This window comes from Pseudanabaena sp. PCC 9330 (assembly GCF_055795045.1).
In genome coordinates, this window is the sequence record NZ_JAYFES010000092.1 from 81,767 (window position 1) to 96,120 (window position 14,354).

The 14,354-nt window shown below is 57.4% G+C and carries 14 protein-coding genes and 1 riboswitch; of the genes, 2 read left to right on the plus strand and 12 right to left on the minus strand.

Annotation, left to right across the window (positions count from 1 at the left end; genetic code table 11):
- Positions 1–234: 234 nt before the first annotated feature.
- Positions 235–528, minus strand: a complete 294-nt coding sequence (locus AC0QKW_RS09635; RefSeq protein WP_473150851.1) for a DUF7734 family protein — start codon at positions 526–528, stop codon at positions 235–237.
- Positions 529–540: 12 nt separating this feature from the next.
- Positions 541–1,134 (minus strand): DUF3177 family protein, encoded by a 594-nt coding sequence (locus AC0QKW_RS09640; protein ID WP_473150852.1) that lies wholly within the window; start codon positions 1,132–1,134, stop codon positions 541–543.
- A gap of 139 nt (positions 1,135–1,273) precedes the next feature.
- A riboswitch (cyclic di-AMP (ydaO/yuaA leader) is annotated at positions 1,274–1,427 on the plus strand.
- Between the two features lie 113 nt (positions 1,428–1,540).
- On the opposite strand from AC0QKW_RS09640, the gene AC0QKW_RS09645 reads away from it, so the two are divergent.
- Positions 1,541–2,878 carry an SLC13 family permease gene (locus AC0QKW_RS09645; RefSeq protein ID WP_473150853.1) on the plus strand — a complete coding sequence of 446 codons (1,338 nt, stop codon included), beginning with the start codon at positions 1,541–1,543 and terminating at the stop codon, positions 2,876–2,878.
- 62 nt (positions 2,879–2,940) lie between these two features.
- Here AC0QKW_RS09645 and AC0QKW_RS09650 read toward each other — a convergent pair whose 3' ends face one another.
- Together AC0QKW_RS09650 and AC0QKW_RS09655 are read right to left on the minus strand one after the other, a co-directional pair.
- Entirely contained in the window at positions 2,941–3,330 is a 390-nt protein-coding gene (locus AC0QKW_RS09650; protein WP_473150854.1) for a RidA family protein, read from the minus strand.
- A 207-nt stretch (positions 3,331–3,537) separates the two neighbouring features.
- The gene (locus tag AC0QKW_RS09655) at positions 3,538–3,981 is read right to left on the minus strand and encodes an NUDIX domain-containing protein (RefSeq protein ID WP_473150855.1); all 444 of its coding nucleotides are present in this window, start codon (positions 3,979–3,981) and stop codon (positions 3,538–3,540) included.
- 119 nt (positions 3,982–4,100) lie between these two features.
- On the opposite strand from AC0QKW_RS09655, the gene malQ reads away from it, so the two are divergent.
- Positions 4,101–5,627: a 4-alpha-glucanotransferase gene (malQ, locus tag AC0QKW_RS09660; RefSeq protein WP_473150856.1), complete on the plus strand. Its 1,527-nt coding sequence runs from the start codon at positions 4,101–4,103 to the stop codon at positions 5,625–5,627.
- A 91-nt stretch (positions 5,628–5,718) separates the two neighbouring features.
- On the opposite strand, the gene AC0QKW_RS09665 is transcribed toward malQ, so the two are convergent.
- From AC0QKW_RS09665 to AC0QKW_RS09700, 8 genes are all read right to left on the minus strand, one after another.
- Positions 5,719–6,117, minus strand: coding sequence for a CBS domain-containing protein (locus tag AC0QKW_RS09665; protein WP_473150857.1), 399 nt, complete (start codon positions 6,115–6,117; stop codon positions 5,719–5,721).
- Positions 6,118–6,419: 302 nt separating this feature from the next.
- The gene (locus AC0QKW_RS09670) at positions 6,420–7,028 is read right to left on the minus strand and encodes a peptidoglycan-binding domain-containing protein (RefSeq protein ID WP_473150858.1); all 609 of its coding nucleotides are present in this window, start codon (positions 7,026–7,028) and stop codon (positions 6,420–6,422) included.
- Between the two features lie 2 nt (positions 7,029–7,030).
- The gene (locus AC0QKW_RS09675; protein WP_473150859.1) at positions 7,031–8,011 is read right to left on the minus strand and encodes an AEC family transporter; all 981 of its coding nucleotides are present in this window, start codon (positions 8,009–8,011) and stop codon (positions 7,031–7,033) included.
- Positions 8,012–8,190: 179 nt separating this feature from the next.
- Positions 8,191–8,607 carry a plastocyanin gene (petE, locus tag AC0QKW_RS09680; RefSeq protein WP_473150860.1) on the minus strand — a complete coding sequence of 139 codons (417 nt, stop codon included), beginning with the start codon at positions 8,605–8,607 and terminating at the stop codon, positions 8,191–8,193.
- Between the two features lie 191 nt (positions 8,608–8,798).
- The gene (gene psbV / locus AC0QKW_RS09685) at positions 8,799–9,308 is read right to left on the minus strand and encodes a photosystem II cytochrome c-550 (protein ID WP_473150861.1); all 510 of its coding nucleotides are present in this window, start codon (positions 9,306–9,308) and stop codon (positions 8,799–8,801) included.
- Between the two features lie 128 nt (positions 9,309–9,436).
- Complete coding sequence (accD, locus tag AC0QKW_RS09690; RefSeq protein WP_473150862.1) at positions 9,437–10,378, minus strand: acetyl-CoA carboxylase, carboxyltransferase subunit beta; 942 nt, start codon at positions 10,376–10,378, stop codon at positions 9,437–9,439.
- Positions 10,379–10,660: 282 nt separating this feature from the next.
- Complete coding sequence (locus tag AC0QKW_RS09695) at positions 10,661–13,201, minus strand: GAF domain-containing protein (protein WP_473150863.1); 2,541 nt, start codon at positions 13,199–13,201, stop codon at positions 10,661–10,663.
- A 267-nt stretch (positions 13,202–13,468) separates the two neighbouring features.
- Positions 13,469–14,212 carry a dienelactone hydrolase family protein gene (locus AC0QKW_RS09700; protein ID WP_473150864.1) on the minus strand — a complete coding sequence of 248 codons (744 nt, stop codon included), beginning with the start codon at positions 14,210–14,212 and terminating at the stop codon, positions 13,469–13,471.
- Positions 14,213–14,354 lie beyond the last annotated feature (142 nt).

The window sequence follows — 14,354 nt, forward strand, 5'->3', positions numbered from 1 at the left end:
TGAGGCCGTATAAATGCGGTTTTATACTAATCGTCCATGCTGCTTGCGCGGCACCCCTAAGGGCAAAATCTATTTTCAGGGCAAATCCTTTTTGGCTAACTCCCGATTCAGCAGGGCAAATAACCGTTTGCCCCTACGGTTTGGCCTTTTAGGAATCGCGGTCATGGGACTCGGATTTGGTATGACCGCTGCTCCCTGAACCAGGAAATACGCCCGTCCGATAGTTACAAAATTTTACAGGCCGACCGCCTCCAGCAGCGGCAGCATAGCTTCCCACGTTAACCCTCGGTGCAAAAAATTAGGTTTTGTAGGGTTGTAGGGGCCGAGCAGTATATCGATCGCTAGAATTTCAGCCCCTGCGGGTATCACCGGCACCTCTGGGTCGGCAGCGGTGGGGTGCATGAGTGAACTAGAGAAACCGCGAAAGATCAGCACTTCGTCGGCTTCTTCTGCCAGCAGTGTATATACTACCAGCACCTCCTGAGGACAGCGCAGGCTGTACTGTTCTAACCGCAAACCAGGGGCCATTGCTTCAAACCCCTAGTTAATCGCCTGTCGCCCCTGTTTGCCCAGGCGCACAAACACAAACCAGGCCAAAGACGCTAAGTAAATCACCAGGCCTAATATGCCAAAAAAGCCTAGAAACCCTGGGGTATAGCCGCTATGGAAATAGTCTTTATAGAGCAGTGGAGGCTCTAGCCAGACCTGGCAATCAGCCGCCCCAAATCGCGCGCCTGAAAATGCACAGGGCAAAAAGCCCAGCAAAATTGCGCCGCCGATAATGTTGTACAGAGTCACCGCCCAGCGCCAGGCCCCAAAGATGAGCTTTAGCGGCGAGTCGGGCTGTTCGCGAATTTCTTCGTTTAGGTCTACCCAAAACCATAGGGAGATGGGAATCAGCACCCGCGCCATCAGCCCGGTCAAAAAGCTGATCTGAAAGCCGCCAATCATCAGATAGACGGTGATCATCAGCAGGCTGGCCACCTTCCAATAGATAGTTAGCAGGCGCTGAATCGCCTCATTTTTTTGCACAAAGGCCCAGATCAGCAACACCAGGGGTAAAAATACGGTGAAGAGGACGGCCAGCCGATAGTCTGTCCAGACTAGGGCGCGCAGCAGCGAAGGTTCCAGCATAGGGGCGAGATGGCAATAGACCAGGGTAAATCAGCCTATAGCGTAACATCTGCCCGTCTGCTCCAACGAACCCTACCCCTTAGCAACTGCTCCCAGCATCTGACTTGTGAGGGGCTAAATGTCTGTGCTAGATTTTGAGCTAGTTACGATGCCTAATTCAGTTTTTGCCATAGGCAGACTGAAGCGGAGGAACCAACTTTTGGGGCTTATCTCAGGGCGAATCGCATCGCCAGAGAAGGGGATCTCTCACCCCTCGCCCGTCAGCTAACTCCGTCGGCCTTGGGAGAGAACGTACGGTCAGCTTTTTTTAGCTCTACCTGTAGTTCTCCTACAACGGTTCATCCCCTCGGTGAAAGTCTTTCATCGAAGGGGTTTTGTATAGCACCACAAAATCAGGAGACAGACTATGGAAACTTGGTCTGAGATCACCGCGTCGGTGGTCTTCTTTGGGGTATTGGCCCTGATCGCTACCGAGCGCATGCACCTGACCGTTGCCGCCTTTCTGGGCGCAATGCTGCTAGTGTTTTTTCACGTGCTAACGCTAGATCAGGCGATCGCCTACATTGGCAAAAGCTACCCCACCCTGGCTCTGTTCTTTGGGGTGATGGTGATGGTGCGGGCCTTTGAGCCCACTAAAATTTTTGAGTACTTGGCCACCCAGATGGTGATCATGGCTCGTGGCGAAGGCAAGCGCCTGCTGCTGGGCATTGTGGCCATTACCACCCCCGTCTGCGCCATGTTGCCCAACGCCACCACAGTCATGCTGCTAGCCCCGCTGATTCCGCCCATGGCGGCGGAGCTAAACATCAACTTTGTGCCGCTGCTGATTCTCATGGTGTTTGTGGCCAACAGCGCCGGTCTGCTGACCATTGTGGGCGACCCGGCTACCTTTATCGTCGGCAGCTCGATCAACATGAGCTTTTTAGACTACCTGCTGAAGCTCAGCCTGGGCGGGGTCATTGCCGTAGCCACCATTGTCGTCATGCTGCCGATTCTCTTCCCTAACACCTGGAATAAAAAGCTGGCCGACCTCGACCACCTGCCCCACCCGGTGGTCAACCATCCCCGCATGCTGGCCCTGGGCGGGCTGATTGTGGCTCTGGTGCTGGGGCTGTTTGTGGTGGGCGATAGCCTGCCGGTGCCGGTTTCGCCAGCGGCGATCGCCCTACTGGGGGCCGCCCTCTGCCTGCTGCTCACCCACCACAGCGGCATCGACACGGTGCAAAACATTCTGCGCGATGTCGACTGGAGCACCCTGGTGTTCTTTATGAGTGTGTTTGTGCTGATCGGCGGCCTGCAAGAAACCGGGGTGATCAGCTCTGCCTCCGGTCTGCTGGGGGCGGTGATTGGCACAAACATTGCCCTGGGGTCAATGCTGCTGCTGTTTGTCACCGGCATTCTCTCCAGCCTGATTCCCAACATTCCCCTGGTGGTGGCCATGGTGCCCTTGCTGAAGGAATACCTGGTAAACGTCAATTTGGCCGGGCCAGAGCTGCTGTCACCCGACTTTGCCGGGCAGATTCCGCCCGAGATCTTGCCGCTGTTTGCGGCCATGATGTTTGGGGCCACCCTAGGGGGCAACGGCACGCTGGTCGGTGCGTCGTCGAACATTGTGGCGGCGGGCATTGCCGAGCAGCACGGCAAGCCGATTTCGTTTCGACTGTTTTTGAAATATGGTCTGCCGATCATGGCATTGCAGCTAATTACCATCAGCGCCTACGTGGCGATCCGGTTTTTGCTGTAGATAACTAACCCACCCCTAGCCCCTCGGGAGGGGCTAGGGGTGGGTTAGTCTTGGGCCCACAGTTACAGGGCCGCAATGCACTCAATTTCTACAGCCACATCTTTGGGCAGCCGCGACACCTCGACACAGGCCCGCGCCGGGGCGTTGTCGCCGCCGAAGTACTTGGCATAGACCTCATTGACTGTGCCAAAGTCGTTCATATCTTTGAGAAAGACCGAGGTTTTGACCACGTTGTCGAGGTTAGCCCCAGCGGCAGTGAGAATCGCCTTGAGGTTGGCAATCACCTGCTCGGTTTGCGCCACCACGTCGCCTTCGCCTACCAGTGCCCCCGTGCTGGGGTCGAGGGCGATTTGGCCAGAGACAAAGAGCATCTGCCCGGTGACGACCACAGCCTGGTTGTAGGGGCCAACGGGGGCAGGGGCAGCGGGGGTGTTGATAATGGTGCGTTGCATGGGGGGTGGATGGGTGATGGGGTAGGGGAGATGGGAGAGTTTTAAGTTCTTAGTTTTGAGTTGGAGCGATCAATTCAAAACTCAACATTTAGAACTTATACCAAATCCGAGTCCCATAACCCCGATGCCAAAAAGGCCAAACCGCAGGGGCAAACAGTTGTTTGCCCTGCTGAATCGGGGGTAGCCAAGGAGGATTTGGTATGAGCCTCAAATATCGGCACCGAATCGGGGGCGCTGGCCGTAGAAGCGGTACTGCCAATAATCGCGCAAAATGCGATCGTGATCAAAGCAGAGATTCTCTGGCGTCTCCCAGGGGTTGATGATGGCGGCGGTTTTGGCGTCGTCGCCAGCGACGGGGTCGGCGGTAGCGGTGGCCAGAAACACAATGCTGATGGTGTGTTTGCGCGGGTCGCGGGTAGGGTCGGAGTAGGTGGCGAGCTGCTCGACTAGGGTAATGGTGAGGCCGGTTTCCTCAAGGGCTTCGCGGCGGGCGGCGGTTTCGACGCTTTCGCCGTAGTCGACAAAGCCACCGGGTAGCGCCCAGCCCAAAGGCTCATGGTGACGCTCGATTAGCACGATGGGGCGGTGGGGGTGGTGCAGCAGCTCGATGATAATGTCGACAGTGGGGGCGGGGTTGCGATAGGTGGTCATAGGGGCGTGGCGTTACGGCAATCTTTTATAAACCCTGCTAGACCAAAATAACTCTTTGGGTAGCCGCTGCCGCCCATAGGCCGTGTTAAAGTCGACTGAAATTTGCATCGAGCCTAACTATGCCTTTCCCCAGAGCCAGCGGCATTCTGCTGCATCCGACATCACTGCCCAGTCGATTTGGCATTGGTGACCTGGGGGCCGAAGCCTACCAGTTTGTCGATTTTTTGGCCGAGACTAAACAGCAGCTGTGGCAGGTGCTGCCCCTGGGGCCAACAGGGCACGGCAATTCGCCTTATTTATCCTACTCGTCGATGGCGGGCAATCCACTGTTGATCAGTTTGGAGGTGCTGTGCGATCGCTCTCTGCTCTACCCCGACGAGCTGCACGATCTAGAAAACCTCTCCGTGCACCAGGTGGCCTTTGACGAGGTGATTCCGATCAAGATGCGGCTGCTAGAGCGGGCAGCCAGCCGGTTTCACGAGACGGCTTCTGACGAAGACAAAGTGGCCCTGGCCCAGTTCAGCGAAGACTGCCACTTTTGGGTCGATGAGTTTGCCTTCTTTATGGCGCTAAAAAATGCCCACGGCGGCGCGGGCTGGACCCAGTGGCCCGAGCCCCTGGCCCGACGTGAGCCCGAGGCCATGGCCGAGTGGCGCGAAAAGCTGACCAGCGATATTTTTTGCCACAAGTTTTTGCAGTTTGAGTTTCACCGTCAGTGGCAGGCGCTGCGGCAGTATGCTCGCGATCGCAAAATTCAGATCATCGGCGACATTCCTATATACGTCGCCCACGACAGCGTGGATGTGTGGGCCTTTCCCCACAACTTTATGCTCGATCAAGAAACCCTGGCCCCAGCCCTGATGGCCGGGGTGCCGCCCGATTACTTTAGCGAGACCGGGCAGCTGTGGGGCAACCCCACCTACAACTGGGATGAGCTGCAAGCCCGCGACTTCCACTGGTGGATTCAGCGGATCAACGCGCTGCTCGACTACGTAGACATCATTCGGGTTGACCACTTTAGAGGGTTACAGGCCTACTGGGGCGTGCCTGCTGGCGAAACCACCGCCATGAACGGTGAATGGATCGAGGCTCCTGGGGCCGAGCTGTTTGAGACCGTGCGCCAAAAGCTTGGCACCCTGCCGATTATGGCCGAAGACCTGGGGGTGATTACCCCCGAAGTGGAAGCCCTGCGAGACCAGTTTGAGTTTCCCGGCATGAAGATTCTGCACTTTGCCTTTGGCGGCGGCAGCGATAACCCCTACATGCCCTGCAACTACGTTCAAAACAGCGTGGTCTACACCGGCACCCACGACAACGACACTACCGTGGGCTGGTTTGACAAAATACCCGACTATGAGCGCGATCGCTTCGAGCAGTACGTCGGCTGCCTCAGCCCCGAAGGCGTACATTGGACGTTGATTCGTCTGGCGCTGCTGTCGGTGTCAAATCAGGCGATTATTCCGCTGCAAGATGTGCTGGGCTACGGCAGCGACTGCCGCATGAACACCCCCGGCCTGTCAGACGGCAACTGGGGCTGGCGCTACCAGGCTGAGACCCTAACTCAGGAGGTGCGCGATCGCCTGCGCACCCTCACCGAGTTATCGAACCGTGCCCCCTGGCCACCGGTCGAAGAGTCAGAAAACTAGAGGGAGAGGAAAAATTGTGAGTTTTGAGTTTTGAGTTTTCGATTGAATATTTGCACTCAACATTCAAAACTTAAGACTCAAAACTGTCCTCCTAACGGCTCAGCGCTAGCGTCGGCATCCCCCGCATAAGAATGTCGGTGACCGAAATGACGCCCAGCAGTTGACCGGCTTGCACCACTGGAGCCCGCTGCACACCTGTGTCTGAGAGCACTTGAGAAGCTTCTTGCACGGTCAGGTTAGGATCTAGCGCAATGCAGGGCTGCCGCATGATGTCTTGTACCAGCACCTTGGCGGGGTCATGCCCCCGAGCGACCACAGTGTAGACAATGTCGCGCTCGGTCACCATACCAAAGGGCATGTCTTGAGCGCGGTGCTCGACTAGCAGAGCGCGAATTTGACGCCTCTGCATGAGCTCAATGGCATCGGCCACAGTGGCCCCGCTCGAAATGGTTGTGACGTTAGGGGTCATGATGTCGGCAACGGTCAGCATACAACTCTCCAGGAAGCAGTAAAGGGGTAGAGATGGCGCACAAATAGAGAAGGACTAGGGCTAGCCCTAGGGATAGCCGCACTCTCAAGCTATGTCAGGCTGAAAGAGGCATCCAGCTAGGTCAGGTCTATCAGCACTGCCAGGGCCATGATCAAACGATCAGCCGATTCCTCTATGGTGTCCATGGTGCCCACTGCAATGGGAACTCCCCAGGTTTTCTGTATCTATTCTTTAGATCTCAGCGTTATTAGGCCAATGCTGGCAAAAAATACCAAAGAATTTTGTTACATCATTGTTTGAGGCTAGCGAGGCAATCGCCGCCGCCGCTGAAACCGTTGTCGCAGATAGGTAAGCAGTCCCCCAGTAATCGGCACCAGGGGCATGAGGGCGAGCCAGAGCGCTGAGGGAGGAGGAGGAGGGGCGGCCACCACCAGCGGGGTCAAGAGCAACATATCAGCCCGGAGCAGCGGTGCAGGTAGAGGCATCACCACTGCCAGGGAAGCAATGGCCTGCCAGGTCTCCGCTCCGGCTACACCGTCGATGGTCAGCCCCTGCTGTCGCTGAAGCGATCGCACCGCCTCGGCGGTCTCCGCCCCATAAATACCGTCCACTTCTCCCAGGTAAAACTTCCGCTGGGCCAGCTCTCGCTGGAGCTGTTTGACAGAGGGGCCGCGATCGCCGGGTTGGAGCAGCGGCTGGGCAACGGCCTCCACTGGTGACAACAGCTCAGGCTGGGCAAAGCTCGGCAGAGCAGCTAACGTCAGGATGAGAAAGGGCAGCAGGGCGACCAATCCTGTCAAGATCCAGGTTCTCAGTCGGTGTGCGTTTCTGAGAGGCCGCAGGCTTGCGCGAATTGCCCCCGCCTCCAGCCATCGGCAGTAGCCCATCGGTCGCCTGCTGGGGCTAATCATGGTTATAACTCCCCTGAAAAGGCCCAGAGCCATAGCGGCAAGGTCAATAGCAACAGCGCTGAGCTCAGACCCACGCAGGTCACCGATAGATCGCGATCGAGGTCATAGGCCTCTGCCAGCACTAGGTTAGAAAAGGCGCAGGGCATACCCGCCTGGAGGGTCATCACCAATCGTGGTGCCCCATCAACGCCCACAGCGGTCAGCCCCAGCCCCACCGCTAGGGGCAGCACCAGCATTTTAATCATCACCGCTGCCGTGGCCCGATGGAGGTGGTGCCAAGAGTTGAGCTGCTGAATGCGCAACCCCATCAAAACCAAGGAAAGCACCACAATACCCCAGGCCACCTGGTACAAAGCCGTATCTAACCAGGCCGGCAGCGCGATCGCCTTAAGCCCCAGCCCCAGGCCAAAGGCCAGAATAATCGGATTTTGCCCCACTGCCCGTAGCCTGCTTAACCATTGCCGCTGGGAGGGCATTTTGCCTCCCATCTCCGCCGCCAAAATTGCCCCGAGCCCGTAGGAACCCAGCAGCGTACCCAGGGCATCGTAGAATAGCGCCCAGCCAAATACCCCCACCCCCAACTGGGGCAACAGCAGCACCACCGGGTAGCCAATGTACCCCGTGTTACCCAGCATAGAGGCCAACGAAAAACTGCCCTGAGTGGGGCGAGGCCACTGAGTCGGGCGAGCTGCCATCCACAGCCGACTACACAGCAACCCCAGCAAAATTGCGCCCCAGGCCACTGCCGGAGCCAGATAGAGACTGCCAGACAGATCGGCTCGGCGCATAAACCCCACAATACTGAGGGGAATGCCAACCCAAAATAAGAACTTGCCCAGCCCGAGAGGCACCTGGCAGTAGAGCCCCCGCACCTCTCCTCGATGGGGAGCAAAACGGTACAGCAGCCAACCCAAGGCAATGCCCGCGCAGATGCCGGCCCCAATCGGCCCGTACAGGCGCATTAACAGTCCCAGCGGCGGCAAAGGCTTTCTCCTAGCACTGGTTTTCCATCCCCTACCTTAGGCGTATTTGCCCTGGCCGTGTACTCATTCCTGGGGTAATAGCAAAAGAGCACCCAAAGTTTGGGTGCTCTTTTGCTGTGGAAAAGCTTTGCCTAGAGGTTTTCTGGGCGTGGCAACCACGGGTTTAAACAAGGCTTAGCCTAATTTTCTAGGATTACCTTGGCCACCATCCCAGCTCCACGGTGAGGAGCACAGTAATAGGTGTAGGTACCAGCAGGCATGTCGCTGGTAAAGGTGGTGGAGTAGTTTTCACCGGGGGCAAAGGTCAACTGGCTGTGGGAGATGCCATCGGCCAAGGCCTTGTCACCCGGTACGTTAGCCGCATCAAAAATAACGTTGTGGGGGGCCATCTTGTTGTTGACCCAGGTCACAGTGTCGCCGGGTTTAACGGTGATGGTGCTGGGCTCAAAAACGAGCAAACCTGCATCAGAACCCATTTTTACGTCATAGTTGGTGGCCGCAGCGGGGGCAGAAGCCAGGGTTAGAGTACCCACAACTAGCAGAGCAGACAGAATAACTAAACCCAAACGCTGGGCGGCGCGAATTACACGTTGCATATGTACCTCTAAAGCTCGTATCTCCAGTTCAATCAAACAGACTGTCACTAAACAGTCTCCCTATGGCATATTACCTGCTTTGCGGGATAACTAGAAATGCTAGCCCTAGGGTAATTGCCGACCCAGGCAGCTTACAGGGCCGCTGCCAAACAGAAAACCCTGCCAACTGTCAGTGATTAGCTAGACTCAGGTTAGCTAACCGAAGGCGCTGAGTAACGGGTCTTGCCAGCACCCCACATGTCGCCAATCACACGAGGCTGCAGAAGAATGTGACCTGAGATCGCCACTAGGTCTTCCTCAGTCAGGCTACGCATCTTGGGATAAATATCGGCACTTTTTTTGCTGGGATGCACCTGCGAAATATCAGTCAGACCGTCGTAGGTCATGGGTTCTTTGAGGTAAGCCACCAGCGCCTCAATGTTATCGCGGGGAGGCAAGGAACCGGCCAAAGACTCAGGGTCTAAACCAACGGTGGGATTGGTCTTGGTAATGCCCCCGACGTGACAGGTGCCACAGGCATAGTTAAACTGACGACGGCCACGGGTGACCTGCTCCAAAGACAGCACAAGGGTGTCTCCAGCAGGATTGAGCTGTACGGTGCGGGTGGCCTCATCTAGCTCTGCCGCGACAGCGTCTCCCATTACCAGGTGGCTGACAAAGAAGAGTGCGACCGCAACTAGCCAAATGCATCTCTTCACCATGGTTCTCCTCGAATTTATAGGGTTTGGGTATGAAATCAACACAGCTACATCGATGGGAATTTTTCCATCGCATAGTTCTCGTATTGTCTATCATGCCACCGAAGGGGGCCAATCCCAAGGTTTTACCGTTATAAATCGGCTCCGACATGGGTGGGCTCAACCGCGCTGAGACCGTTGGCCCAGGGGAGGCGATCGCCAATCGTCGCCGCTGCCACGGGCTGATGGAGGCGAATGAGCTGCGCTAGGGTCTGCTTGAGCTGGGTACGGGGCACAATCAGATCGACAAAGCCGTGGTCGCGCAAATACTCAGCGGTTTGAAAGTCGTCGGGGAGTTTTTCGCGCAGGGTTTGCTCTACCACCCGGCGACCGGCAAAGCCGATGGTGGCCTTAGGCTCGGCGAGAATGATATCGCCCAGCATGGCAAAGCTGGCGGTGACGCCCCCGGTGGTGGGATGGGTCAACACCGGCAGGTACAGCAGCTTGGCGGCCTGGTGCTGTTGTAGGGCTCCAGAGATTTTGGCCATTTGCATCAGGCTGAGCATGCCTTCTTGCATGCGGGCACCACCGGAGGCACAGACAATGATCACCGGGCGACCGGCAGCGGTGCCTTGCTCAATCATGCGGGTGAGCTTTTCGCCTACTACTGAGCCCATGCTGCCGCCCATAAAGCGAAAATCCATCACGCCGAGGGCAATGGGCAGCCCGTCGAGATCGCCGAGACCAGTCTGAACGGCATCGGTAAGCTGGGTTTTGGCCTGGGTCTCGCGCAGGCGATCGCCGTAGGCTTTACGATCCTTAAACTTGAGCGGATCCTGGGGTTGAATGTGCGTGTCTAGCGCTTGCCAGGTATTGGGGTCGATCAGCTGGCGAATGCGCTCGTCGCTAAAGATGCGGTGGTGGTGGCCACAGTCGCCGCAGACCCACTGGTTGGTGCGCAAATCTTTCGTGTAGGTGAGCACATCGCAGTGCTCACACTTAGTCCAGAGGCCGTCGGCGATCTCCCGCTCCTGGCGGTCTTCGCTGATGGGGCCTGACTTACGACGATTGGCAAACCAGTCAAACAGAGACATGGGCGGGCTCGACGGTGACAGAACAACCAGCTGTGCTCCTGGGCAAATTGTCCATTTTGAACACAACCCCCATCCTAGCGGGTTTGCGACCGCTGCGATAGAGAATCCCGAGCTAGCCTGGCGCAATAGTCCGGCTCAACGTTCATCAAAAAACCAGTGGGTAGGTCAAGGAGATCTCTGGAAAAGAAGATACCCCCATGTAGGGGCGCAGGGCCTGCGCCCTCGGGGGAAGCGTAATTCTTTGGATATTTTCTTGGTCAGAATTGTCCTAAGGAAGTGGGATCACTTTGTAGTCATCACAAAGACCCCGTTCCAGTCTGGGGGTGGGGGCTGCACCAGGTACTGGCGGGCGCGACTCAGGTGTACCGCGACGGCTTTGTCGTGGGGGCGCATCTGCTGAGCTTGGCTAAAGAGGGCGATCGCCTCGTCAAAGCACATCGTGGTGTAGGCGTTGCGGGCCTTGGCATAGAGAGCGAGAAAGGCCTCGGTGTCGGCGGAGAGGGGGGTTTCTCGCCGGTCGATCAGCTCGTAGAGGCCGACGGCCTGCTGTTTGCCTTTGACCTGGGTGCGGTCTAGCTCACGCACCCAGATGCGATCGGCGCAGAGGGCGTAGGTGTACTCGCTGATGACAATGTCGCAGCCATATTCTTTGGTCACCCCCTCCAGGCGAGAGCTAAGGTTGACCCCGTCGCCAATGACGGTGTACTCCATTTTGCGCTGGGAGCCAATGTTGCCCGAGACCACTTCGCCAGAGCTAATGCCAATGCCAATACGAATCTCCGGCTCGCCGAGGGCACCCCGCTCAGTGTTGAACTGATCTAGCCGCCGCCGCATATCGAGAGCGCTCTGCACCGCAGCCCAGGCGTGGTTAGTCAGCGGTAGGGGGGCACCAAACACCGCCATCAGCGCATCGCCGATAAACTTGTCGAGGGTGCCCTCAAAGTGAAACACCGACTCCACCATGGTCTCGAAATAGGCGTTGAGCATTTCCACGACTTTGTCGGCTTCGAGGTTTTCGGTCAGGGTGGTGTAGCCGCGAATGTCGGAAAAAAGCACGGTGACATCTTTGCGCTCGCCCTTCATCAGCAGGTCGTCGCCCAGGGCCATTACCCGCTCGGCCACGCCGGGGGTCATGTAGCGGTAGAGGGTGCTCTTCATCCGCTTTTCTTGGCTGATGTCTTCGAGCACTAGCAGTCCTCCCAGCACACCCCCTTCGGGGTTGGTGAGGGGGTTGACGGTGAGGTTGATGCTGCGCTCGATGGGCTGAACCATCGCGGCGGGCACCAGCCCAGCGTTGGGATCACCCCAGGGCCGAAAGCTGTCGGGGTGATCGGGGTCAGGCAGGGCCAGCTCAGTGACGGGGTCGAGCTCGGTGCCAGGGCCAGGGGCAATCGCTACCCGTAGACCTTGCTCCGGCACGTAGTGGCGGGCTCCGTTTTTGAGGCTGTCTTCGAGACGATAGCGCAGGCTCTCAATGGGGATTGCTTGCCACACCGGGCAGCGGTGAAGGGCTGCCTGCCAGCGATCGCGAATTTTGCGGCTATGGTCGGTATCGGCAGGGCAGCCGATCAGTTCTAGGGCGGCATCGTTGATCGTGACGATGCGCCCCTCCATATCAGTGGAGATCACCGCGTCCGAGAGGCTTTGCAGAATGTCTTTTTGGTACTGTTTCTCGACCAAGACGCTCTCAAACAGCTTGGCATTTTCTAGGGCGACCCCGGCCTGGATGTTAAAGGCCCGCATGAAGGCTTCGTCGGAGGTGGTAAAGGTGCCCTGGGCCTTGTTGATCAGCTGGGTGACGGCGATCAGCTTGCCGCCGGTGTCAAAGACGGGCATGCAGAGAATGGTGCGGGTGTTGTAGCCGGTGCGTTTGTCGGCGTCGGGGTTAAAGCGATCGTCGGCATAGGCGTCGGGGATATTCAAAATCTCGCCAGTGGTGGCCACGTGGCCGACGATGCCGCTGCTGCTGGGAATGCGCAGCTCCACCAGGGATTTGCCGTCGCCCGACTTCACCTTTGACCACAGCTCGCCGCTGTCTTCGTCGATCAGCCAGAGGGTACTGCGATCGGCCTGCATCAGCTGGCGGGCTTCTTCCATCACCGATTGCAGGGTTTTCTCTAGATCCAAGCTCTGCTCGAGCGACGAGATCGCCTTCAGCAGGGCGGCGACGCCCTTCTGGTTGCGCGCCGCAATGTAAAACGAGTTGCAGCTTTCGAGAATTACCCCCAGAGATTCGGCAAACTCTTTAAAGTGGCGCTCGTCTTGATCGTCAAAGGGGGTGCTATTGAGCTTGTTGAGCAGCTGCACCACCGCCACAATATTGTCAGTCTTTTTGCTCAGCACCGGCATGCAGAGAATGCTGCGGGTGCGGTAGCCGGTCTTTTGGTCGTGGGTGGGGTCAAAGCGATCGTCGGCGTAGGCATCGGGAATATTCAGCGGCAGCACGTGGGTCGCCACATAGCCAGAGATACCCTTGCCCATGGGCACGCGAATTTCGAGCGATCGCTCCCCGTCTCCCTGGGCAATCTTTGACCACAGCTCCTGCTTTTCTTGATCCACCATAAAAATGGTGGTGCGCTCTGCCTGGAGAATCTGGCCAATCTTAAGCGTAAAGGCCTCTAAAATTTGCTCCAGCATGATCTCCAACGACTCGTTGTTGATCATGTCGATGGCGCGCAAAAAATGCTCAAACTCCGCCGTGATTTGGTCGAGCAGGCTGATGAACTGCGGCGTGGGCAGATCGCGCACCCGGTTGGTCAGAGAGCTACTCTGATTGGCCAGAGACAGCGCAGTTATCAGGCTGCGTTCAATTTGAGGTGCCATGGGAACCCTACTCAAGCGTGGCAGATAGAAACGGAGACAAGGGGCGCAGTCAGCCGCCTGGGCAAGTTGAAGGGTGTATGTCTAACCTTGCTGAACCGGCAAATCCGACCATGAGGGCGATCTGCTGCGGGCAACCCCTCGCAAGGCCCAGCTCCCAAGCTAGACAATTAACACTTTAACCGTATACCCCAGGTCTAGGGCAGAAAGTTGTGATTTGAACAGAATGCCCGCCCCCAAGAGCGACCTAGCAGAGCCAGCCATAAAACCTCAGACGGCACCAAAACTGGCCGCTAAAAAGGTGACAATTTCGGCCCAGGCGGCATCGGTAGCGGCGGGGTCGTAGCGGTAGCCATCGTCGCGCATAAAGGTGTGGTTGGCGGGGTAAACCAGGGTTTTGTGATTGACCCCCACCGTCTTCAGGGCATTGAGAATAGTCTCCCGCCCCGGTGCGGGCACATGGGGGTCTTGGTCGCCAAAGATCAACAACAGTGGGGCCGTGATTTCTCCCAGACGCTGGAGGGTGTCAGCCGGGTCAGCTCCCAATTTGCCGCTGTGAATGCCGGTGGGGTAGCAGCAGACTGCTGCCGCCACTGTTGGGTCTAGGGCCGCCCGACAGGCCAGATGGCCGCCAATGCAAAACCCCAGGGTGCCAATCTGCCCAGGGAAGACGGTATCGCAGCTCTGAAGCCAAGCCAGAGCGGCAGCGGTATCGGCGTCGTACTGGGCGATCGCCGTGCGGCTGGCGTTATCGTTGCCCCGCAGGCGACCCAGGTCGTTGGGCTCAATCACTGTGCCGATGGGCTCTAACCGGTGAAAAATCTCTGGGGCGGCGACCACATAGCCGTACCCCGCCAGGCGATCTACCAGACGGGTGATCGGGCCACCCAGCTGGTAGATGTCTGAGTAAAACAAAATGCCAGGGTACTGACCCGCTCTAACGGGTTCTGCCACATAGAGGCGCATTAGGCTGTCGTCAACGGTGAGACCAACTTCACGGCGCTGTATTTGCATGAGGCTCTTTTTTACAGAACAATTGAGCTCAACATCTTATAGATCACCTGAGTTCGACAGCTAAAAAGCGGCTTGTGGCAGGGCTTTAAGCTCATAGTCAGGGATGCCTAACGAGGGCTTATCGGGGTGGTAGGAATAGGCG

Bases quoted from the DNA above. Each gene is read 5' to 3' on its own strand.
- AC0QKW_RS09645 (WP_473150853.1), top strand. From the start codon at position 1,541: ATGGAAACTTGGTCTGAGATCACCGCGTCGGTGGTCTTCTTTGGGGTA.
- AC0QKW_RS09635 (WP_473150851.1), bottom strand. From the start codon at position 528: ATGGCCCCTGGTTTGCGGTTAGAACAGTACAGCCTGCGCTGTCCTCAG.
- AC0QKW_RS09700 (WP_473150864.1), bottom strand. From the start codon at position 14,212: ATGCAAATACAGCGCCGTGAAGTTGGTCTCACCGTTGACGACAGCCTA.
- malQ (WP_473150856.1), top strand. From the start codon at position 4,101: ATGCCTTTCCCCAGAGCCAGCGGCATTCTGCTGCATCCGACATCACTG.
- petE (WP_473150860.1), bottom strand. From the start codon at position 8,607: ATGCAACGTGTAATTCGCGCCGCCCAGCGTTTGGGTTTAGTTATTCTG.
- psbV (WP_473150861.1), bottom strand. From the start codon at position 9,308: ATGGTGAAGAGATGCATTTGGCTAGTTGCGGTCGCACTCTTCTTTGTC.
- AC0QKW_RS09650 (WP_473150854.1), bottom strand. From the start codon at position 3,330: ATGCAACGCACCATTATCAACACCCCCGCTGCCCCTGCCCCCGTTGGC.
- AC0QKW_RS09670 (WP_473150858.1), bottom strand. From the start codon at position 7,028: ATGATTAGCCCCAGCAGGCGACCGATGGGCTACTGCCGATGGCTGGAG.
- AC0QKW_RS09665 (WP_473150857.1), bottom strand. From the start codon at position 6,117: ATGCTGACCGTTGCCGACATCATGACCCCTAACGTCACAACCATTTCG.
- AC0QKW_RS09640 (WP_473150852.1), bottom strand. From the start codon at position 1,134: ATGCTGGAACCTTCGCTGCTGCGCGCCCTAGTCTGGACAGACTATCGG.
- AC0QKW_RS09695 (WP_473150863.1), bottom strand. From the start codon at position 13,201: ATGGCACCTCAAATTGAACGCAGCCTGATAACTGCGCTGTCTCTGGCC.
- accD (WP_473150862.1), bottom strand. From the start codon at position 10,378: ATGTCTCTGTTTGACTGGTTTGCCAATCGTCGTAAGTCAGGCCCCATC.
- AC0QKW_RS09655 (WP_473150855.1), bottom strand. From the start codon at position 3,981: ATGACCACCTATCGCAACCCCGCCCCCACTGTCGACATTATCATCGAG.